The 21,101-nt window shown below is 66.1% G+C and carries 19 protein-coding genes; 7 read left to right on the top strand and 12 right to left on the bottom strand.

The annotated features are described in order from the left end of the window. Window positions 1–169 precede the first annotated feature (169 nt). The 7 genes from AC1ROK_RS08450 to AC1ROK_RS08420 form a co-directional block, all read right to left on the bottom strand. The gene (locus AC1ROK_RS08450; RefSeq protein WP_492845750.1) at window positions 170–937 is read right to left on the bottom strand and encodes a glucose 1-dehydrogenase; all 768 of its coding nucleotides are present in this window, start codon (window positions 935–937) and stop codon (window positions 170–172) included. Further along, complete coding sequence (locus AC1ROK_RS08445) at window positions 937–2,178, bottom strand: CaiB/BaiF CoA transferase family protein (protein WP_492845748.1); 1,242 nt, start codon at window positions 2,176–2,178, stop codon at window positions 937–939. The genes AC1ROK_RS08450 and AC1ROK_RS08445 overlap by 1 nt, the downstream gene beginning before the upstream one ends. Before the next feature lie 12 nt (window positions 2,179–2,190). Beyond that, a complete protein-coding gene (locus AC1ROK_RS08440; protein WP_492845746.1) occupies window positions 2,191–2,979 on the bottom strand; it encodes an enoyl-CoA hydratase/isomerase family protein in 789 nt (262 codons plus the stop codon). Window positions 2,980–2,994: 15 nt separating this feature from the next. Continuing rightward, window positions 2,995–3,876, bottom strand: coding sequence for a hypothetical protein (locus tag AC1ROK_RS08435; protein WP_492845744.1), 882 nt, complete (start codon window positions 3,874–3,876; stop codon window positions 2,995–2,997). Between the two features lie 2 nt (window positions 3,877–3,878). After that, the gene (locus tag AC1ROK_RS08430; protein WP_492845742.1) at window positions 3,879–4,937 is read right to left on the bottom strand and encodes an ABC transporter permease; all 1,059 of its coding nucleotides are present in this window, start codon (window positions 4,935–4,937) and stop codon (window positions 3,879–3,881) included. A gap of 75 nt (window positions 4,938–5,012) precedes the next feature. Then, window positions 5,013–6,512 (bottom strand): sugar ABC transporter ATP-binding protein, encoded by a 1,500-nt coding sequence (locus tag AC1ROK_RS08425; protein ID WP_492845740.1) that lies wholly within the window; start codon window positions 6,510–6,512, stop codon window positions 5,013–5,015. Between the two features lie 64 nt (window positions 6,513–6,576). Further along, complete coding sequence (locus tag AC1ROK_RS08420) at window positions 6,577–7,557, bottom strand: substrate-binding domain-containing protein (protein WP_492845738.1); 981 nt, start codon at window positions 7,555–7,557, stop codon at window positions 6,577–6,579. Window positions 7,558–7,709: 152 nt separating this feature from the next. Here AC1ROK_RS08420 and AC1ROK_RS08415 point away from each other — a divergent pair, with 152 nt between their 5' ends. Both AC1ROK_RS08415 and AC1ROK_RS08410 read left to right on the top strand, forming a co-directional pair. Beyond that, the gene (locus tag AC1ROK_RS08415; protein WP_492845736.1) at window positions 7,710–8,483 is read left to right on the top strand and encodes an SDR family oxidoreductase; all 774 of its coding nucleotides are present in this window, start codon (window positions 7,710–7,712) and stop codon (window positions 8,481–8,483) included. A gap of 12 nt (window positions 8,484–8,495) precedes the next feature. Then, on the top strand, window positions 8,496–9,395 hold the full coding sequence (locus tag AC1ROK_RS08410) for an SMP-30/gluconolactonase/LRE family protein (protein ID WP_492845734.1): 900 nt from the start codon (window positions 8,496–8,498) through the stop codon (window positions 9,393–9,395). Window positions 9,396–9,546: 151 nt separating this feature from the next. On the opposite strand, the gene AC1ROK_RS08405 is transcribed toward AC1ROK_RS08410, so the two are convergent. The 3 genes from AC1ROK_RS08405 to AC1ROK_RS08395 all read right to left on the bottom strand — a co-directional run bounded on the left by AC1ROK_RS08405 (window position 9,547) and on the right by AC1ROK_RS08395 (window position 12,440). After that, complete coding sequence (locus tag AC1ROK_RS08405; RefSeq protein WP_492845732.1) at window positions 9,547–10,635, bottom strand: glycoside hydrolase family 88 protein; 1,089 nt, start codon at window positions 10,633–10,635, stop codon at window positions 9,547–9,549. Between the two features lie 21 nt (window positions 10,636–10,656). Continuing rightward, window positions 10,657–11,454, bottom strand: coding sequence for a FadR/GntR family transcriptional regulator (locus AC1ROK_RS08400; RefSeq protein WP_492845730.1), 798 nt, complete (start codon window positions 11,452–11,454; stop codon window positions 10,657–10,659). A gap of 278 nt (window positions 11,455–11,732) precedes the next feature. Beyond that, on the bottom strand, window positions 11,733–12,440 hold the full coding sequence (locus tag AC1ROK_RS08395; protein ID WP_492845728.1) for a GntR family transcriptional regulator: 708 nt from the start codon (window positions 12,438–12,440) through the stop codon (window positions 11,733–11,735). A 253-nt stretch (window positions 12,441–12,693) separates the two neighbouring features. On the opposite strand from AC1ROK_RS08395, the gene AC1ROK_RS08390 reads away from it, so the two are divergent. From AC1ROK_RS08390 to AC1ROK_RS08370, 5 genes are all read left to right on the top strand, one after another. Next, window positions 12,694–13,938: an ABC transporter substrate-binding protein gene (locus AC1ROK_RS08390; protein WP_492845726.1), complete on the top strand. Its 1,245-nt coding sequence runs from the start codon at window positions 12,694–12,696 to the stop codon at window positions 13,936–13,938. A 69-nt stretch (window positions 13,939–14,007) separates the two neighbouring features. Further along, a complete protein-coding gene (locus AC1ROK_RS08385; RefSeq protein ID WP_492845724.1) occupies window positions 14,008–14,949 on the top strand; it encodes a carbohydrate ABC transporter permease in 942 nt (313 codons plus the stop codon). Window positions 14,950–14,959: 10 nt separating this feature from the next. Beyond that, on the top strand, window positions 14,960–15,802 hold the full coding sequence (locus AC1ROK_RS08380; protein ID WP_492845722.1) for a carbohydrate ABC transporter permease: 843 nt from the start codon (window positions 14,960–14,962) through the stop codon (window positions 15,800–15,802). Between the two features lie 21 nt (window positions 15,803–15,823). After that, the gene (locus tag AC1ROK_RS08375) at window positions 15,824–16,747 is read left to right on the top strand and encodes a dihydrodipicolinate synthase family protein (protein WP_492845720.1); all 924 of its coding nucleotides are present in this window, start codon (window positions 15,824–15,826) and stop codon (window positions 16,745–16,747) included. 50 nt (window positions 16,748–16,797) lie between these two features. Beyond that, complete coding sequence (locus AC1ROK_RS08370) at window positions 16,798–18,117, top strand: mandelate racemase/muconate lactonizing enzyme family protein (RefSeq protein ID WP_492845718.1); 1,320 nt, start codon at window positions 16,798–16,800, stop codon at window positions 18,115–18,117. Between the two features lie 135 nt (window positions 18,118–18,252). Here the strand turns inward: AC1ROK_RS08370 and AC1ROK_RS08365 are convergent, their stop codons facing one another. Next, the gene (locus tag AC1ROK_RS08365) at window positions 18,253–19,338 is read right to left on the bottom strand and encodes a LacI family DNA-binding transcriptional regulator (protein ID WP_492845717.1); all 1,086 of its coding nucleotides are present in this window, start codon (window positions 19,336–19,338) and stop codon (window positions 18,253–18,255) included. A gap of 14 nt (window positions 19,339–19,352) precedes the next feature. Further along, entirely contained in the window at window positions 19,353–21,101 is a 1,749-nt protein-coding gene (locus AC1ROK_RS08360) for a glycoside hydrolase family 36 protein (protein WP_492845715.1), read from the bottom strand.

The following is a 21,101-nucleotide window of genomic DNA, read 5'->3' as shown; positions in this document are numbered from 1 at the left end:
ACGGTGGCTTTCCCCTCATCCGGCGCTACGCGCCACCTTCTCCCGGACGGGGAGAAGAATACGGGGAGTGCAGCGGTCCCCCTTGTTCCTCTCCCCGTCGGGGAGAGGGTGGATCGGCCGTTAGGCCGAGACGGGTGAGGGGTTGGTGGGCAGCGAGCGACCAGGTGAACTACCCCGCGAACCGCGCCCCCATGCCGCCATCGACACGCCAGTTGGCGCCGGTGACGAAGCTCGCCTCATCAGACAGCAGGAACACCGCGCAGTTGGCGATTTCCATCGGCGTCGCGATGCGGCCCATCGGGTGCACGTCGAGCACCCGCTGCCGCATGGCGGCAGGCTGCGTCGTGAAATACTCGGCCACCAGCCGGGTCTCGGTCCAGCCTGGCGACAGCGCGTTGACCCGGATCTGCTGCGGGCCGACTTCCAGCGCCAGCGAGCGGGTCAGCCCGACCAGCCCGGACTTCGCCGCGGCATAGGGAAAATAGCCGGGGAAGGTATGGTCGGCATGCACCGAGGCGATGTTGACGATCGAGCCGCGCTGCGCCGCGAGCATTGCCGGCAGCACTTCGCGGGCGCACAGCCACGCCGATTTCAGGTCGACCGAGAACACATCGTCCCACTGCGCCTCTGTCATCGTCACCGGGTCGGCGTTGGAGTTGCGTCCGGCATTGTTGACGAGCCCGGTCACCGGCCCGAGCTTGGCCACCGCCGCCGTGTGGAACGCCTTGATCTCGTCGGCGACCCGGATATCGCCGCGGCCGAAATACACCCGATCGTCGGCGTCGAGCGAGGCGGCGAAGGCTCGTCCCGCCTGCTCTTCGATATCGATGATCGATAACCGCGCGCCCTCGACCAGCGCCTTCTCCACGATGGCCGCGCCGATCCCCCGGCTGCCGCCGGTGACCACCACATGTTCGCCGTCGAGCCGCCCGGCCATCACGCCTTCCCCACCTCGGTCACCGCGACGCGGTCGGCAATCAGCTTATCCACCTCGGCCACCGACAGGCCAGCGCTGAGCAGCACCTCGCGGCTGTGCTCGCCATAGCGCGGCGAACCGCGCAGCTCGGGGGCCGGCTGTTCCGAGAAACGGATCGCCGGCGCCACGGTGCGATACTCGCCGCCTCTGGAGTGCGTCATGGTGGTGAGGTAACGCTGCGTCTGCGGGTGGTTCAGGAACCGCTCGTAGTTGTTGACGACGCCGCACCAGAGCCCGTGTTCGGTGAGCAGCTCGTCCCAGTGCGCCACCCTGTCGGTCGCAAGTTTTGCGGCCACCGCATTGTAGATGTCGTCGCGCCACTGCATCAGTGCCGCGCTGTCGGTCTGCTTCGGGCGCGACGTCTTGAGCGTTTTCAGGACGGGCACGCCGATCACCTCGGCGAGCACGTTGAGGTCGACCTGCGCCAGCGCCAGGTGGCCATCGCTGCAGGCATAGATGCCATAGGGCGGCTCCATCCAGATCGATACCTGCGGGCTCTCCGAACGGGTCGGCGGCGCTTCGGTCGACATGTAGGAGGTCAGCTCCTGGATCTGCATCTCCATGATCGCCGAGACCATCGAGACCTTGATCTCCTGCCCGCGCCCGGTGATGCCGCGCGCCACCAGTGCCGCCAGTACCCCCTCGGTGAGGAGGTGCGAGGCCGAGACATCGACCATGTAGAGCGGCGAGGGATGCGGCAGCCCCGAGGCCCGGCCGGCATTCATAGTGAGGCCGGTAAAGCTCTGCACCAGCAGGTCCTGGCCCGGCCGATCCTTCATCGGCCCGTCCTCGCCATAGCCGCTGATCGAGCCATAGACGAGCCGCGGGTTGATGGCGCTGAGCGTTGCGAAGTCGATACCGAGCTTGCTGGCGACGCGCGGCCGGAAGTTCTGCACCAGCACGTCGGCATCCTTCACCATGCGATACAGCACCTCGCGCCCAGCATCCGACTTGAGGTCGAGGATCAGCGAGCGCTTGTTGCGGTTGAGCGTGATGAAGGTGGTGGCGTCGCCGAACTTGGTGACCCCCGCCATGGTCGAGTAGCGCGAGAAATCGCCGCCACCCGGGGCTTCCACCTTGATGATGTCAGCGCCCATTTCGCCCATGCGCTGCGTGCACATCGGGCCGGCCAGCGCGATGGTGAGATCGAGCACCTTGAGGCCGGTGAGCGGGCCGCGATTGAGGGGAGCGTGTTCGTTCATGTCAGTGGTCTCTCAGCGCCCGCGGAACACGGGGTCGCGCTTTTCGGCAAAGGCCTTGATGCCCTCGGCCGCGTCTTCGGTGCCCATGCACAGCGTGTAGCCGTCATTCTCCCAGGCCAGCCCCTGCATGATCGAGGTGCCCTGGCTCTGCTTGATGATGTTCTTGGCTGATTGCACGGCGATCGGCGGGTTCTTCGCCAGCCGGTCGGCAATGGAGTGCACCCGTGGCCACAGTTCCTCGACGCTGACGAGGTCCTGCACGAAGCCGACGCGGTGCGCTTCGGCGGCGGGGAAGATGTCGCCGGTGAGGATCCAGCGCGCCGCGTTGCCGTAGCCGATCAGTCGCGGCAGGATCGAGGTATTGCCTGAACCCGCATGCCAGCCGCGCCGCACTTCCGGCGCCCCGAAGCTCGAGCGCTCGGTGGCGACGCGGATATCGCAGCTCATCGCCACCTCCAGCCCGCCGCCGAGGCAATAGCCGTCGATCGCCGCAATCGCCGGCTTCCGCAGTTTCAGGAGCGGCGCGATATAGTCGCGGTCATACTCGGCGCGGTTGCGCTGCTCCCACGGCTCGCCCAGGTCGTCGAGCGCCCCGACATCGCTGCCGGCCGAGAACGAGCGCTCGCCGGCGCCGGAAATCACCAGCACCTTGATGTCGTCACGATAGTCGACCTCACGACAGATGCGCACGAACTCGCCGCCCATCGCCGCCGTGATGGCGTTGAGCTTTTTCGGCCGGTTCATCTGCATATGCGCGACGCCGTTTTCGACGCTGTAGAGGATGTGCGGTTCTTCGGTCATCTCGGGGTCCGGTGTTCAGGATGTGAGGGAAAGGGTGACGCGCCAGTCGCGCCGCTCGCCCGGGGCAAGCGGCGGTGCGCCGGCGTCGATGGCTTCGCCGAGCGTATCGGCGGCGGCATTGGTGGGCTCGAGCGCGATCTCGTGGTGGCCGCCGGGTCCCGGCCAGCCGCCATAGGTCAGCCAAATGCCGAGCTGGTCGATGCCCTGGTCCCAGACGAGTTCGAGCCATTGCCCTGGCCGACCGACCCGGGCGGTGCGACCCGGCACGCCGGCGTAGAACTTGCCGGCAAACACCGACGACGCCGGCTGTACCTTGTCGAGCGTGAACGGCAGCACGCCGTTCGGCTTCGACCAGGCGAGCCGCGGCACGCTCAGGAACGTGTCGCCGAGCGACAGATAGGTAGCCGATACCGTCTCGACCTCAGGCAGTTCGATGCTGTCGGCGTCGGTGACGGCGAGCAGGCCATGCAGGGCCCAGAGATAGGGCAGCGATTGATCAGTGCGGTTCTCCACCCGGTAGCGGGCGATCAGCGAGACGCCATCGAGCCGCAGTTCGCGGGTGAAGCGGAACTGCGGGTCGGTGTAGTTGAGGCGCAGCGCCGTCGGCGTCTGCTCTTCCACGGCGAACGGTCGGCCCCACAGGTCGCCATGGTCGCGCAGCTTCCGCCCCCAGGAAGTGTGGCTGGCGTCCCACGGCGCGACGGTGGGGAAGCACTCGTCCCAGCCGACCGCTTCGTCACCGGCATACTCGGCGTCTTCACCGGTCTTCGGACTCGTCTGCCCCTGCGCGATCCACTCGCGCCCACTCTGCCTGTCGAGGAGGCTGGTGACGCGGGCGCCGTAACCCGGCTCCACCCTCACGCGCATCCGGTCGTTTTCGAGGAGGACTGTGCTCATCCTCAGCTCCCCGTCGCGGCGGCAGCGCGCGCCTGCGCCTTCTCGGCCCGCGCCATGCGCCACTGCCCGATCGCCACTGCCACCACCAGGAGGAAGCCCTTGGCGACCAACTGGTAGAAGGTCGGGATGCCCAGCAGGTTCATGCCGTTCGAGAGCGTCGCGAGCAGCACCACGGCCAACATGGTGCCGACGATGGTGCCCTTGCCGCCGGCCAGGATCGCGCCGCCGAGGAACACCGCGGTGATCGCTTCGAGCTCCAGCCCCTGCGTGCCCGAGGCCGGCTGGCCCGAGCTGGTGCGCGCTGTCACCAGCACACCGGCGAGACCCGCCAGCGCGCCCGAGATGGTGAAGATGTAGAACTTCATCCGGTTGAGGTTGATGCCGGCAAGCCGCGCCGCAGCCGGGTTGCCGCCCATCGAATAGACCGAGCGGCCGAACACCGTCGAACTCATCACGAAATGGCCAATGGCGGCGATGATGATCAGCAGGATCAGCGATACCGGAATGCCCGGAAAGCCGCCGCCTTCGAGGATACGGCCGGAACCGAGCCAGGCGAAATTCTGGTCCAGCACGCCGATCGGCCGGCCTTCCGGGGCGATCAGGAACGCCAGCCCGCGATAGGCCGAAAGCGTTGCCAGCGTCGCGACGACCGCGTTGACGCGGAGATAGGTGATGATCGCCGCATTGACGACGCCGAGCATGGCGCCGGCCAGCACGCCCACGGCCACCCCGCCCAGCACGGTGCCGGCATAGGTCACCAGCATGGCCGAGATCACCGAGGCGACGCCGGCGATCGAGCCGACCGAGATATCGAGCGCGCCCGACACGATGACGATGGTCATGCCGACCCCGAGCAGCCCGACGACGCTCAGGTTCATGCCGATATTCATCAGGTTGCGCGGCGCAAAGAAGAACGGCGTCTGCGAGGCGATCAGCGCCACCAGCAGCACCAGCGCGATGATCAGCGACAGGTTCTCGGCGCCGACGAAGCGGGTGATCGCCTTCAGCGGGTTGCTGCTGCTGCTGGTCGGCTGGACGGAGGAATTGGACATGTTGGTCATTACGCCCTCGGGCTGGAGCGCTTTCAGAAAAAGTTGCAGACTTTTTCGGTTCGAAAGCGCGACAAATGGAAAACTTTAGGCAGCGCGCTGGCCGAGCGCGTGGTTGAGGATCGCCTCTTCGGAAGCGGCGTGCTTCTCGATCGGCGCGGAAATTCTGCCGCCGTGCATGACGACGATACGGTCGGCGAGCGCCAGCAGTTCCGGCATTTCCGACGAGATCAGCATGATGGCGATGCCGGAGTTCGCGAGGCTGTCGATCAGCCGGTAGATCTCGGCCTTGGCGCCGACATCGACGGCGCGCGTCGGCTCATCGAGGATCAGCACCTTCGGCTTGGCGGCGAGCCAGCGGGCCAGCACCACCTTCTGCTGGTTGCCGCCCGAGAGCTTGCCGACCTCCTGCTCGAGCGACGGGGTCTTGATCTCGAGGCTCTTGATCAGCGGCTCGACCGTCTCGACCATCATCCGGTTGCGCAACACACCCCAGCGGGCGAGCGACGAGAACACCGCCATCGAGGCGTTCTCCATCACCGAGCGGACGAGGATCAGCCCCTCGCCCTTACGGTCCTCCGGCGCAAAGCCGATCGAGGCGCGGATGGCGTCGGACGGCGTGCGGATATGGGCCGGTTTGCCGGCAATGCGGATCTCGCCGGCGCTGCGGTGGTACTCGCCGAAGATCACCTTGGCGAGTTCGGTCCGCCCGGCGCCAACCAGCCCGGCAAAGCCGAGGATCTCGCCGGCGCGGATCTGAAAACTGATGTCGCGGTGCCAGCGGCTCGAGAGGCCGCGCACATCCAGCACCACCTCGTCGCGCGTCGTCTCGGCGCGCGAGAAGCCGTAGGAGAGGTCGCGCCCGACCATCATCCGCACCACTTCGTCGGGTGTCGTCGCCGTCGTCTCCTTGACCCCGATCAATCGCCCGTCGCGCAGGATCACGATACGATCCGAGATCGCCATCACCTCGTGCAGCCGGTGGGTGACATAGATCACCGCGAGGCCGCGAGCCCTGAGCTTGCGGATCAGCGCGAACAGCCGCTCGGTCTCGTCGGCGGTGAGCGAGGAAGTCGGCTCGTCGAAGGCGATCACCTTGACGCCGGGCTTCAGCGCCCGGGCGATTTCGACGATATGGCGCTGCGCCGGGGAAAAGCTGTCGCCCTGGGCGTCGAGGTCGAGCAGGCCGTCAAAGCCGCATTCGACCAGCAGCGCCTTGGCCTCGGCGCGCAGCTGCCTGAAGTCGACGACCCCGCCGCGCTGCGGCAGTTCGCCGACGAAGATGTTTTCCGCCGCGCTGACATGCGGCACGATCTCGGGCTCCTGTCGCACCAGGCGGAAGCCGGCGCGCCGCGCCGCCAACGGGCTCGCATGGCTGACCTCCTGCCCGTCGAGCCGCACGCTGCCTTCGTCGAGCCGGTAATCGCCGGAGAGGATCTTCAGCAGGGTGGATTTGCCGGCGCCATTCTCGCCGACAAACGCCATCACCTCGCCGCGCCGGACGTCAAAGCTGAGATTGCTGAGGGCGCGGACATTGGGAAACGCCTTGCCGACGCCGCGGATGTCGAGAACAGGTGTATCGGTCATCACGAGAGCTACCAGTGGGGAAGGGGGCGGACCAATGTGGCCCGCCCGTGCATTCAGCGCTGCATCAGGTGCAGGGCATCGCGTCCTTGTAGTTGGTCGGGTCGACGATCGAAGTGGCGGCAACCGTGTTCGGCGGCAGCGGCTCGCCCTTTTCGATGGCGTTGATCAGCGCATTGGCCGCGGCCTCGCCCACATCGACGCCGCTGATATAGAGCGCCGCCTTGAAGCCCGACGGCTGGCCCGCTGCCCAGGGGCGGCAGGCTTCGTAGGCGCCCAGCCCCACAGCGATGATGTTGTCGGGAGAGAAGCCGGCATTGGCCAGCGCGTTGACGGCGCCCAGCGCGCCTTCGTCGTTGCAGGCAAACACCACCCACTGCTCGACATCCGGGTGCGCGGTGATCACCGGGCCGGCCGCTTCGAGCGACGAGTTGGTGGTGCCGTCATAGGCCACCGGGAAGATTTTCGCCGCATCGGCGCCGGCCTTGGTCACTTCATCGCGTGAGGCGTTGGTGCGATCGTTGCACACCGACAGCGTCTGCACTTCGACCGACAGGATGCCGTAATGGCCGGCCTCAAGCCAGCCGGAGCCCTTGAGCAGGTCGCCGGCGGCGACGCCGACCTTGGTGCCCATGTCCTTGCCGTCGAACCCGACATAGGGAACCGCGTTGCCGGCGCCGTCCTTCAGCGAGTCGTCGGTGGCGACCAGCAGCACGCCGGCATCGGCCGCGGCCTTGGTCACCGCCGGCCCGATTGCCTGGTCCGGTGCGGTGATGCCGATGCCCTTGGCACCCGAGGCGATCGCGTCGGTGATGGCGTTGATCGCGAGGTTGGCGTCGAGCTCCACGTTGATGATCTTGGCGCTGTAGCCAGCCGCCTCCGCCGCTTTGGTGAAGCCCGCGGCCTCATCGATGAAGTACTGCTGCGTGCCCGACTTGTAGATGCCGACGATCAGCTTCTCCTGTGCCAGCGCGGCGCCGCTCAAAGCCATGCCGAACATGCCGGCAGCCAGCAGCGCATGCCCAAGCATGCGAGACGTTTTGGTCATTTGGTCCTCCCTGACCGATGTGAAATCCTCGGAACGGGCCAGCCCTTTCGCTGGGATGGTCTCCGTTGACGTCCGGGATGCTTATCTGTTTATCTGACAAAGTCAACGCACCCCACCAATGATGGGTGCGGGACGAACTTGGGAGGATCGTTTTGGAGCGTTTGCGCGACAGGGTCGCCATTGTCACCGGTGCCGGCCAGGGTATCGGCGAGGCCATTGCCCGCCGTTTCGCCGCCGAAGGCGCGCATGTGGCGGTCGCGGAAATCAGCCCGGCGCTGGGCGAGGCGACCGCCGCAGCGCTGCGGGCCGAGACCGGGACCAAGGCGCAGTTCATTCGCTGCGATGTCGCCGATGCCGGGAGCGTCGAGGCCATGGTGGCGGAGACCACCGCGACCCTCGGCGCCCCCGATATCCTGGTGAACAATGCCGGCATCGCGGTGTTCGGCGATCCGCTCGAAATCACCGATGCCGATTGGGCGCGCTGCATGTCGGTCGATCTCGACGGCGCCTGGTTCTGCTGCCGCGCCGTGCTGCCGGCGATGCTGGCGCGAGGGCAGGGGGCGATCATCAACATCGCCTCGAACCACGCCTTCCAGATCATCCGCAACACCTTCCCCTATCCGATCGCCAAGCACGGCCTCCTGGGGCTGACCCGGTCGCTGGCGCTCGAATATGCCGACCGCGGCATCACCGTGAACGCCATCTCGCCGGGCTATATCGACACGCCGCTGAACCAGCGGATGTTCGCCGAGAACCCTGACCCCGAGGCCCGCCGCAAGGTCGAGGCGAAGCAGCCGGTCGGCCGGCTCGGGCGCCCCGACGAGGTGGCGGCGGTCGCCGCCATGCTCGCCTCCGACGAGGCCCGTTTCATTGTCGGCGCCAACATCGTGATCGATGGCGGCGTCACCATCCGCATGTACGAATAGAGGGGAACGCTCGTGTCCATTTCGGTTTCAACTGCAGTCGCGAGTCATGACCTTCTCGGCGAAGGCGCCTTCTGGGACGCCCGGCGTCAGAAACTTTGGTGGGTGGACGTGCCGCAACCGGCGAAGCTCCATTGCTACGATCCGGCAAGCGGGGTGACCGACACCTACGCCATGCCGCAGATGGTGATGAGCGTCCGCGCCAGGCGTGACGGCAGCGGGCTGATCGTCGCCACCCATAGCGGCGTCTCGAACTTCGATTACGCGACCAGGCAACTGACCCACCTGCTCGATCCCGACCCGGCAAAACCCTACAACCGCTCCAACGATGGCGGCACCGATGCGAAGGGCCGTTTCTGGTTTGGCACCATGCAGAACAACCTGCAGCCCAATGGCGGCGGGATGGACCTGCTGGAAGCGGCGGGGACCCTCTACCGGCTCGATCCGGACCTGACGCTCACCGCCCACGACACCGGCATCTGGATCTCCAACACCGTGTGCTGGAGCCCGGATAACCGCACCATGTACTTCTGCGACACCGCCTCAGGGGTGATCTCGGCCTACGACTTCGACCTCGACGACGGGATGATCAGCAACAAGCGCCCCTTTGCGAGGTTCGACCGCGGCGTGCCGGACGGCTCCACCGTCGATGCCGACGGGTGCCTGTGGAACGCCCGCTGGGACGGCAGCTGCGTGGTGCGCTTCACCCCGCGCGGCGACGTCGACCTGGTGCTGGAAGTGCCGGTGGCCAAACCCACCAGTTGCGCCTTTGGTGGGCCGGACCTCGGGGATTTGTACATCACCACGGCGAGCTATGGCGCGACGGAGGCCGAGCTCGCTGCGGCGCCCGAGTCAGGGAATTTGCTGGTCTGCCGGCCGGGAGTGAAGGGGCTGGCGGCGCCGGAGTTTGGGTGAGACAGGACGACTGATAGAGACGGCCCCCTCCCGGCCTCCCCCATGAAGGGGGAGGTGAAGAGCCGAGGCTTTGTCTTCGATAGTGCCCAGTGAACCGGCAGGGCACCTCCCCCTTCATGGGGGAGGATGGGAGGGGGCCGTCTGTCGACGTCTACCGCTCGTCCACCCTCATCCGCGCCAACGCCGCGGTCAGTACCGGCCCCTGGCCCCACGGCACGATGTAGCCGCGCGGCACGTGCCAGTAGTGCTCCTGCACCAGCGCGGCATAGACTGCCGCCGAGACACCCTGGAGGTTGCCGTCGGCGTCGAGGTTCTTGAGCATCGCGTCATAGGCCTTGTCCGCCGCGGCGCGGAACTCGTCTGCCGGCAAAATGCCCAGCCGGATGCCGCGATAGAAGGCGCACGACATGAAGGCGGCCGTGGACGACTCCGGGCCTGAGGCCGGCTCGTGCACCATCGCCCACCAGTTGCCGTCATCGAGCTGCCAGTCGCGCATGGCCAGCGCCAGGTTCTGTGTGCGGCGCACCACTTCGTCGTAATTCTTCGAGCTCTCACTGGCATGCTCGACCACATCGAGCAGCCCGAGCAGGGCCCAGCCCTGGCCGCGACCCCAGCCGCGGATATAGGAGCGCTCGGTCCTTTCCAGCCAGTAGTGGTTGTAGGTGCCGAGTTCGGGGTCGAACAGCAGTTCGCAATAGCCGAGGATCTCGTCCACCGCCCGCTGCGACCACTCGGCGCCGCCGCCGATCGCTGCCAGGTGGGCGTAGAACGGCGGGTCGAAATGCATGCAGTCGAGCCAGATGCCGGCGCCGGGATCGCGCATGAACTGCTGGTCCTCGGCGGTAAGCGGCACCCCGCCATAGGGCTGGCGCAGGGCGCGCAGCGTATCCTCGAAGGTGATGCTGACACCGCGCACCCGGCGGCGGGCATAGAGGTGTTCGGCGAGTTTCTTTACCGCCGCGAACAGCACCTGGTCGTCGGTGCGCTTGACGATCTCGCACATGGCGTGGCCGGGCGCGGTGTTGTCGTCGAGCTGGAACGGCTCCATGCGGGTGGCCCAGGCGCGGAAGAAGCCCTGCGAGAAATCCTGCCAGGTGCTGAGCCCCAGCATGTCGCCGGCGGCGATCAGGCCTTCAAAGCCCACCGAGTCGCCGTAGAACCAGCCCTTGAAATCGTGTTGTTGCAGCCGCTCCGCCACCCGCTTGAACAGCTGGCGTTGCTCCCCTGTCGGCTCTGTCATGTCGTCCCTTTGCGGGGCCCGTCACTCGCTGAGCGCGAAGCCCTCGTTGGCGTCGATAATGGCGCGCTGGATCAGGTAGCGCATCGCCCGTTCGGCCTTGTCGGCATCCCCGGCGGCGAAAGCGTCATAGACGTCCTGATGCAGTTGGTTGGTCTCCTCCATCCCCACCAGCGTCGTCGTCGAACCCCTCGCCTGCATCTGCCCGTCGATCATCAGCGATAGGGCCGCTTCGATCACCGAAAAGAGCTGCTCGAGGATCTCCGAACCGACCGCCGCCAGGAACGCGCGATGAAATTCAAGATCGTGAGTGATGAAGTGGTCGCGCTGTTCTTGCGGTGACGACGACTCGGTGAGGACATCGGTCTTGGCTTTCCAGGCGGCATGGATGCGCGCCTTGGCTTCGTCCGATCCGGTGGCGGTGGCGATCCAGACGACGCCGGGCTCAAGCGCCAGGCGCACCTGCAACAGGTCCTTCAGCAGCGTCTTCTTGTCGGCCGCTTCGATGCGCCACTGGATCAGGTCGGGGTCGAGCAGCCGCCAGTTGGCGCGCGGCATCACCGTCGTGCCTTCCATCTGCCGGCTGCGCACCAGGCCCTTGGCATTGAGGATGCGCATCGCCTCGCGGACCACCGACCGGCCTACATCGAGCTCGGCCATCAGCTCCGCCTCGGTGGGCAGGGTCTCGCCGGATTTCCATTCTCCCGCCACCACCCGCCGCCCGAGATCGGCGACGATGCCTCCCAGGATGCCGCGCACCTGCATGAGGCCGCCGAGGCTGTTGCCCCGTGTGCCGCCTGGCTGACGCGTAACTACCGACATGAACTGCTCCGTCCTTTGGCCGCCCCGGACCACGAGTCCGTGCTCCCGCTTGTACCTCCCTTTTGCTGAATCACGAGGGGCTTGTCAGAATGTCTGTTTATCATACAAAGTCCCGAAGAGAAGGCAAGGGTGGATGAGGGGTAGGGGATAAGGTGAGCATTGCAGCCAGACGGCCCCCTCCCGGCCTCCCCATGAAGGGGGAGGTGAAGAATCGAAGCTGCGGCTTGATCATGCCCAGTGCACTTGCGTGGCACCGTCTGCTTACAGTCAGGCGACGGTCAGCGCTTTGCCGCCTCGTAGGCCGCCAGCACATCGCCGAGCGTGCCGCGCACATGCGCCGCGTTGATCTTCGCCGCCGCGTCCGGGTCGCGCCGGCGGAAGGCGTCGAGCAGCGCGTGGTGTTCCGATTGCACACGCTGCGCAAACGTTGCGGTGCGGCCGCGCTTGTTCATCAGGCTTTCGCTCAGTCCGTAGTAGCGGGCGATCAGGTCGGCCGCTTCGAGATTGCCGCCATGGGTGTTGATGAAGCGGTGAAAGGCGTGGTTGGCGGCGTCGATCCGGGCCCAATCCATCGCCTCGATAGCTGCGTCATGCTCGAGCTGCAGCGCTTCGAGTTTTCTGAGCGACGACAGCGACGCTTCCTCGGCGAATTGCCGCGCCAGAAACGACTCGAGCGCCTCGCCGATCTCGTGCGAATAAACCAGCCGGTTGCGGTCGATCTCGCGCACCCGCGCCCCATGGTTGGGGATCATCTCCACCAGCCCTTCGCCTTCGAGCTGCTGCAGCGCTTCGCGCACCGGCTGCACGCTGACCCCGAACCGCTCGGCGATGGCGGTCATGCGCAGCCAGCCGCCAAGGGGAATGTCACCGGCGATGATCTCCGTGCGCAGCAGGTTGGTGACCCGCTGGTACGTCGTCTCGGTCTTGACCTCGGAGGCGCTGTTCCGCCTGCGGGGCTTGGCTACCGGTGGCGCATCCTGGTCCATGGCATCCTCAGCACAATGTCGCATCGTATACGATGTTGACAGATTTGATACGATCTTGCATCTTCGTATACGTGACCTGCCGTCGGGCGGTCCAGCGGAAATCCAACAACAACGCCGCTGGGCGCCACGTCTCGTCAGGTGATTAGCAACGCGATGGGCGATTGCAACGGCATTTCCGGCCGCGGCGGAGCTTTGCGCTTGTTTTGAAGGGCGGACGGAAAGTCCGCCGAAATGGCTTACTGGGAGGATCATTGTGATCAAGAAGCTATTGTTGGCCGCCACCATTGGGTTGGGGGCCAGTCTTGCCGCGCTGCCCGCACAGGCGCAGACCATGCTCGACTTTTCATCGTGGCAACTCGAAGAGCCCGGCAATTCCGATTGGTGGAAGGCCGTGATCAACGCCTTCGAGAAGGAAAACCCTGACATCAAGATCGGCCGCGTCTATGTGCCGTTCGCCGACTACCTGACGCAGATGACCATCCGCTTCGCCTCGAACCGCGCGCCGGCCGTGCTGCAGATCTCCGAGCAGAATTTCGGCGCCTATGCCGCGCAGGGCTGGCTCGCCGGCCTCGACGATCATATCAAGGGCACCGACATCGAGACCGGCTGGGCCGGGGCGCAGGCCGGGCTCACCTGGGATGGCGAGACCCGCGGCGTCATCGTCTCGAACAGCGCCAACATGTTGTTCTACAACGAAAAGCTCCTGGCTGACGCCGGCGTGGCCGTACCCACCAGCTTCGCAGAATACCAGGCGGCCGTGGCGGCGATGAGCAAGCCTGCCGATGGCGTGTTCGGCCTCTCCGCGGTCACCACCGAACACCCCACGGTGATGGAAGACCTGCACCGCTACATCAAATATGCCGGCACCGACGTGATCGTGGACGGCAAGTACAACCTGACCTCCCCCGAAGTGATCGCGGCCGTCGAGACCTACCGCAACACGGTCGGAAAGAACGCCCCGCTCGGCAACAACTCCGCCGTGGCGCGCCAGCTCTTCGTCGATGGCAAGACCGCCTTCCTCGTCGATGGTCCGTGGGTCTGGTCGTGGCTGGAAAAGGCCACGCCCGAGATGCGTCCCAACCTCAAGATGGTCCGCGTGCCGTTCGATCCGCAGCAGGCGCCGGGTGGCATCACCATCCACATCGCCGAGGGCCTCGACGAAGCCACCGAAGCCGCTGCCTGGAAGTTCATCCAGTTCGCGACCAAGCCCGAGTGGCAGCGCGAGTACCTGATCATCACCGGCCAGCCTTCGGGCCGCGCCGCCTCGGTGCTGACGCCGGAAGATGAAGCCCAGTATCCGCATCTCGCGGTGATCAGCGACGCGGCCAAGGATGGCCTGCCGATCTTCTCGTCCGAGCAGTCGGTGCGCGCCAACTTTGCCGAGTACTCGGCGATCCTGCGCACTGCGGCGCTCAAGGTGCTGACCACCGAGGAGCCGGTCGACAAGATCCTTGCGGATGCCCAGGCCGAGCTCGAGCGCGCTGTTCCCTTGAACTGACGCTCACCAGGCGCGATCCACCTCCCTGGGTCGCGCCTCCCATTCTTCCGATAGACCAGGATGCGGTCGATGACGAATACGTCCTCGCTCGACAGCGGCGCGCTGAAGCCGCGGCTGTTCGAAATCAACTACCACCGCCGGCAGACGCTGCTGAGCTTCGCGCTGCTGCTGCCCGCTGCGGCGGCCGTGCTGATCCTGATCGTCTACCCGCTGTACCAGGTGCTCGACATCTCGTTCCGCGACGGCAAGGTGATGAACTTCGCCAAGATCGGCGAACTGCCGTTGGGCTTTGGAAACTACACCCGCGTGCTGACGGACCCGTTGTTCTGGCGCTCGACGCTGAACTCGGCGCTCTATGTCGGCGGCAGCGTCGGCGGCGCCTTCCTCGTCGGACTTGCCACCGCGCTGCTGCTCAACAAGCAGCTGCCGGGCAACCGGATCCTGCGCACCATCGTGCTGATCCCCTGGGCGGTGCCGGGGGTGATCGTCGCCATCATGTTCCTCTGGGTGCTCGACGGCTCGTTCGGCGTGTTCAACGCCATGCTGCGCAGCATCGGCCTGCTCTCGGGCGAAATGCCGTGGTTCGTCGATAGCCGCACCTCGCTGCTGGCGGTGATCCTGCCGACCATCTGGAAGACCTATCCGCTGATCACGCTCACCATTCTCGCGGCGCTGCAGTCGATCCCGAGGGAGCTCTACGAGGCGGCCAATGTCGACGGCGCCACCAACCCCCAGCAGTTCGGCTACATCACCTGGCCCGGCATCCAGACCGCATCGTTCCTCGTCATCATGATCTCGGCGCTCGGCGTGTTCCGCGATGTCGACATCATCTTTGCCACCACCGGCGGTGGGCCGGCGCATGCCACCGAGACGCTGGCGCTCTACGTCTACAAGGAAGCCTTCCATTACTTCCGCATGGGCACCGCCACTGCGGTAGGCACGCTGATGATCGCGGCGGCCTTCCTGATCGCCGTCACCATGGCCGCGCTGGCGCGCCGCTCGAAGTTCTGAGGACACGCCGATGAAACCCGCCCTCACGCCGATGCGCATCCTCGGCTTTCTGGTCCTCGCCGCCTTCGCCCTCATCACGCTGTTCCCGTTCTACTGGATGGTGATGACGGCGATCATGCCGACCGACGCGATCCTGTCGCGCAGCCCCTCGCTGCTGCCCGATCTCAGCCGAGTGCGGTTCGATGCGTTCGTGAAGGTGTTCGAGAACCGGCCGTTCTTCACCTGGATCATGAACAGCCTGATCGTCGCCACCGCTTCGACGCTGCTCAGCCTGTTCGTCTCGACCCTTGCCGGCTACTCGCTGTCGCGCTTTTCGAGTCCGCCGCAGCAGGCGCTCGGCGCGACGCTGCTGGTCAGCAAGCTGATCCCGGCGAGCCTGATCCTGATCCCGCTGTTCATCATCTACACCAACACCGGTCTGTTCAATTCGCTGCTCGGGATCGTGCTCGCCAACATGACCATCGGCGTGCCGCTCGCCACCTGGCTGATGAAGGGCTTTTTCGACCGCATCCCGCGCGAACTCGAGCAGGCGGCGATGATCGATGGCGCGAGCCAGCTGCAGGCGCTGCGTCTCGTCATCCTGCCCCTGGCCAAGCCCGGGCTGGCGGCCTCGACCGTTTACCTGGTGCTGACCAGCTGGTCCGAGTTCATCTTTGCCCGCACCCTGGTCGATAAGCCCGACGTGCAGGTGCTGACCGTCGGCATGCAGTCGTTCGTCGGTGAGCAGATGGTCGACTGGTCAATGCTGATGGCGGCTGGCACCATCTCGGTTCTGCCCGCTATCGTCCTGTTCATCTTCCTCGAGCCGTTCCTGGTCTCCGGCATGACCAAGGGCGCCCTCGCCGGTACCTGATCCCAAAGAAGGCAAACCAAAATGGATCGCAACGACTACCGCGGCATCTTCGTGATCGTCACGACGCCGTTCACCGACGACTTCAGGCTGGATGAGGCAGCCCTGGAGAAGACCCTCGACTTCTGTCTCGCCGCCGGCGTCCATGGCGTCGTCGCCAACGCGCTGGCCAGCGAAGGTGGCTATCTCAGCGAAGCCGAGCGCCGGCGCGCCGCCGAGATCGTCGTCAAGAAGGCGAAGGGCAAGGTGCCGGTGATCGTCGCCGTCTCGGCGCCGCACTATCACCTCGCCGTCGAATTCGCCCGCCACGCCGCGCAGATCGGCGCCGACGCGGTGATGTCGCTGCCGCCGACGCTGCATCCCTCGAGCCCGGCCGACATCAAGGCGCACTACAAGGCGATCGGCGCCGCCACGTCGCTGCCCCTGGTGATCCAGAACGTCTCGGGGCAGGGCGCCTCGCCGCTCAGCGCCGGGCTGATTGCCGAGCTGGTGAAGGAAGTCCCCACGGCCCGCTTCGTCAAGGAAGAGTCCGGTTATCCGGCCCAGACCGTCGGCGAGATCATCCGGCTCTGCGGCGACAAGCTCGAGGGCGTCATGGGCGGCAAGGCGGGCAAGACCCTGATGGAGGAAGTCCGCCACGGCGTCTCCGGCACCATGCCGGCCTGCGAGATCGCCGATGTGCACGTGGCGCTGTGGAACGCCATCGAAGCCGGGGACGACAAGCGCGCCCGGAACATCTTCCAGCGCGTGCTGCCGTTGCTCGACATGGAGAGCAACTACGGCATGCCGCTGATGAAGGAGGTGCTGAAACTGCGCGGCGTCATCCCCAGCGATGCGGTCCGCCAGTCCGGCTTCCGCGCGCTCGACGACGCCGCCCGCGCCGAGGCCGCCGCCATCATGGACGATCTCGCCGACCTGATGCTCCCCGCCTACACGCACCGCCGCTGAGCGGTAACCCCTTTGCCGGCGCCGCCGGCTGTGACCAACTGAGAAAGCCAATGACCGACAAGCAGCTGGGGCGGATCGAAAACGCCATAACCACCCACTCCAACCCGTCCGAGCTCCGCATTACCGACATGCGGCTCGCCGTGGTGGCCGCCAATTACGACTACCCGATCCTCAGGATCGATACCAACCAGGGCGTCTACGGCCTCGGCGAGGTGCGCGACGCCGGCCACGCCGTGAACGCCCTGCAGTTCAAGTCGATGCTCATCGGGCAGAACCCCTGCAATGTCGACATGATCTTTCGCGCCATCAAGCGCTTCGGCAACTGGGGCCGCGAAGGCGGCGGCGTCTCGGGCATCGAGATCGCGCTGATGGACCTGATCGGCAAGGTCTACGGCGTGCCGTGCTACCAGTTGCTCGGCGGCAAGTACCGCGACAAGGTCCGGCTCTATGGCGATACCCCGACCCCCGACGATCCGACGCCAGAGGATTTCGTCGAGGCGGTGAAGGGCCGTCGCGACCGTGGCCTCACCTGGATCAAGTTCGATCTCCGGCCCTCGCTGTTCGAGACCGGCGACAGCCCGCTGATCGGCCACGATGCGCGGCATGAGACCGATTTCGAGATGGGCAAGTGGTTCAAGGCGCCGATGGCCGGCCGTGGCGTCAAGCTGACCGAGGAAACCATCGAACGTGCCGCGCACGTAGTGTCCGAGGTGCGCAAGGCCGTCGGCAACGGCATCCAGCTCTGCGTCGATCATTTCGGCGAGAACTATCTTACTGCCGACGAGGTGATCCGGCTGGGCAAGGCGCTCGAGCCTTACAACCTCGCCTGGATGGAAGACCCGGTATCGCGCTTCGACATCCCCGGCCACAAGGTGGTGGCCGATGCGCTGCTGACCCCGATCGCCGCCGGCGAGGATCTCTACCTGCGCGACGGCTTCCGCGAAGCCATCCAGACCCGCGCCTTCGACATCGTCCATCCGGACCTGCTCACTTCGGGCGGCCTGATGGAAACCAAGCGCATCTCCGACGATGCCGAGGAGCAGGGCATCCCGACGGCGCTCCACTGCGCCGGCTCGCCGATCGGCTTCATGGCCAACATCCACACCGCCGCGTCGATTTCGAGCTTCCTTGCTTGCGAGCATCACGGCCTCGACCTGCCGTTCTGGGAGGGTCTCGTTACCGGGCTGCCGGAGAATTATATGGCCGACGGCTACGTCACCGTGCCGGACAAACCGGGCCTCGGCATCGACCTCAACCTCGAGGCGATCGAGGAGAACCTCCGCACTCCGGGCACCATGTTCCTCCCCACCGACGAGTGGAACACCCCCAAGCTCGGCTTCTGGCGCCCGGACGATCGCTGGCCTGAGTAACCCAGCCATGCGACATCGACGCTGGACTTCGGCCGAAGCTGTCGCTATGTGAACGACGTCATCGGGCTTCGCCGCCCGCTGGCTGAGGCCCAACTGGAGATTCCACCTCCTGGTTGGGCCTCTCTATTTTCCGAGCTACTTCGTCGTCACCGGCGCGGTCGAACCGCGCAGCCGGAATTCTGGATCGATCAGCACTTCGGCGAGCGGTAGCGAACGGTTCGCCGTCAGCGCCACGATGGCACGGGTGGTGTTCTCGGCGATGCGCTCGACCGGTTGGCGCACCGCGGTCAGCGGTGGGTCGGTGAAATCCAGCATGTAGGAATCGTTGTAGCCGATCACCGAGATGTCGGCGGGAATCCTGAGCCCAGCGCGCTGGATGGCGCGCATCGCGCCCAGCGCCATATCGTCGCTCGACGCAACGATTGCTGTCACGCCCATCTGCAGCAGTTCCTCGGCGGCGTGCCGGCCACCCTCGACATTGTAGTACTGTCGCACCACGAAATCCTCGGAATTGGGCAGCTCGCGCCGATCCATCGCCTGGACGAACCCCTCGACGCGCCGGTCGGCCGGCGTATTGCCCACCGGGCCGGCGCACATACCGATGCGACGGTGCCCAAGGTCGTAGAGGTGCGCCACTGCCATCTCGGCGGCGCGCCAGTCGTCGGTCGAAAACACCGGTGACGGGGTGTCCGGGAAGCCGCCATTGACGCAGAGGAACGGGATGCCGCGCGCCTGCAGCAGTTGTCGCGCCACCGGATCGGCATTGCGCACGGTATTGCTGGAGGAGAGGAACACCACGGCGGCGATCCCCGCGTCGATCATCGCCTCGACATAGTCGCGCTCGCGCTGCGTGCCGGGGCAGATCACCGCGCGTAAGCCATAGGGCGCAATCTCGTTCTCGATCGCCTCGCACATGTCGGCAAAGATCTGCTCGGCCACCCCCGGCACCAGCAGCAGCACCAGTTCACCCTTCAGCTGCCGCTCGTAGCCGGCCTTGCGCATGGCCGCTTCGACCGCCTCGCGTGTCGCGGCCGAGACGCCATATTTGCGGTTGAGCACGCGGCTGACCGTCGCTTCGCTGACCCCGGCGAGTTCGGCCACCGTGGCTAGTCCGATATTGGCGGCCGGCGAACGGGGGCGGGGCCGATGCGCCGCGCCCTCTGTCCCACCGGTGCGGCCGCGCTGTTGGCGCGGCCCTGTGCTGTCGTCGGACCTGTCCACGTTTCCTCTTGTCGTTACTCGCTCAAGACCTTGAGCGTCGCGATACCAGACACCGGAATGCTGAGTTCGGTAAGCCCCTCAGTTTCGACTTCGAGCGGCAGACCGACATCGCCGCGGGCGGAATGGGCGATCCCGCTCAGCCGTCGCGGCTTACCGGTCCATCGCACAACGATCCGTTCGCGGGAAGTCGCATTGAGCAGCCGCACTTCGTCGACGCCGTCGAGGTCGATCTCGACCACCAGCGGCTGGTAGACGCCGACCACCAGCCGCTGCTCGTGCCGCGCCTGCACCACCGGATATCCCTCGGATGGCAGTCCGGCACTCAAGCGGCCGAACAGCACGGCCTCGCGATCTTCCATCCAATTCTCGAGGACCGTCTGCACCGCGTCGCGCTGCACCGGCGGCAGGCTGGTAAGGTCCATCGAGACCTGCGGCACGCTGAAATAGGCGTTGAGCAACTGCCGCGCCGCCGGTTCGGCGCCGGCGCGGTGGTCCCACACGGTCGGGTCGGAGTGGATCACCTGGCCAGCCGCGATCATCCGCATGTTCACGGTGGCGCGGCGGTTCTGGTTGGCATCGACCGGACAGTCGCCCACCCGCAGCAGGTTGCCATAGGGCGCCGTGGCCGGCCCGATATAGGCCTGCCGGAACTCGATCAGCACCTCGTCGAGGCCGGCCGCCTGCAACTCCGCCTTGAGCTGCTTGAGCGTCGCATGTAGCGCCTGCCCGACATCCGGGATGTCGCCGCCGGTCGGCGTCCCCTGATAGGCGACGACGCCGTCGAGAAAGTCGATCTTCAGCCCGTCCACGCCGTAGTCGCGCACCAGCCGGATGCAGGTCGAAACGAAATGGTCGCGCACTTCACGGTAACGCGGGTCGAGCGCCGAAGCCCGCCAGCCGTCGGCATTGTGGTAGGGCGCGAATGGCTTCAGCCGTGCGTAGACCTCACTGTTCTCGCCGAGCAGCAGCGGCGCCACCCAGAGGATCACTGACAGCCCGAGCTCGTGCAGTTTCGACACGTGCCCGCGCATGTCGGGGAATTTCTGCGGGTCGGCCACCCAGTCCCCGCACCCGGCATACCAGCGGCCGGTGCCGAGTTTCTGCCAGCCATCATCGATGATCACCGCCTTGCAGCCGAGCTCGGCGGCCAGCGCCGCGTCGCGCTCGATCTTTTGGGCGTCGATATTCTGCGAGTAGGCGTACCAGGTGCAGTAGACCGGCACGGTGCCGGCGAAGGGCACCGGCAAGGGCTCACCGATATCGTCGCGTAGCCAGTCGCGCAGCCGCCCAACCGCATCCGCATGGTCGAGCCCCGCCCGCGCCGTGGCGAGCCGGATGGTGCGCGGACCCTTGGGGTCGTGCTCGTAGTAGATGACGAAGCTCTTGTGCTCCTCGGAGACGCCGAAGCGGAGCTGGCTCTCCTCGATCTGCTGGTCGAAGCAGAAGGCGAGAATGGCCTTGCCGTGCCGGTCGTAGACGCAGCCGAGCGGGCTCGACGAGATGATGCTGGTCTTGTCCCGCCCGCTCCAGTCCGCCGGCAGGGCGCGCATGCTGCCATTGGGGTACCAGTAGCCCTCGACGTCCCCCAGCGGCACCTCGAGTGAGACCCGGATCAGCGCGCCGTCCGTCTCGATCGTCGTGATCTCGAGTTCGCCGACGGCTTGTTTCCCCACTACCCGGCAGCCGCTGCCGATCGTTACCTCGACGCCGGCAATGCCGGTGGCGGCGGGGGCCATGACGGATGCGTAGTCTTCCAGCAGCAC

The organism is Devosia sp. GW821-FHT12F11 (assembly GCF_058806655.1).
The sequence above is the reverse complement of the archived record's forward strand: the minus strand, read 5'-3'. Positions and strand labels throughout refer to the sequence as shown.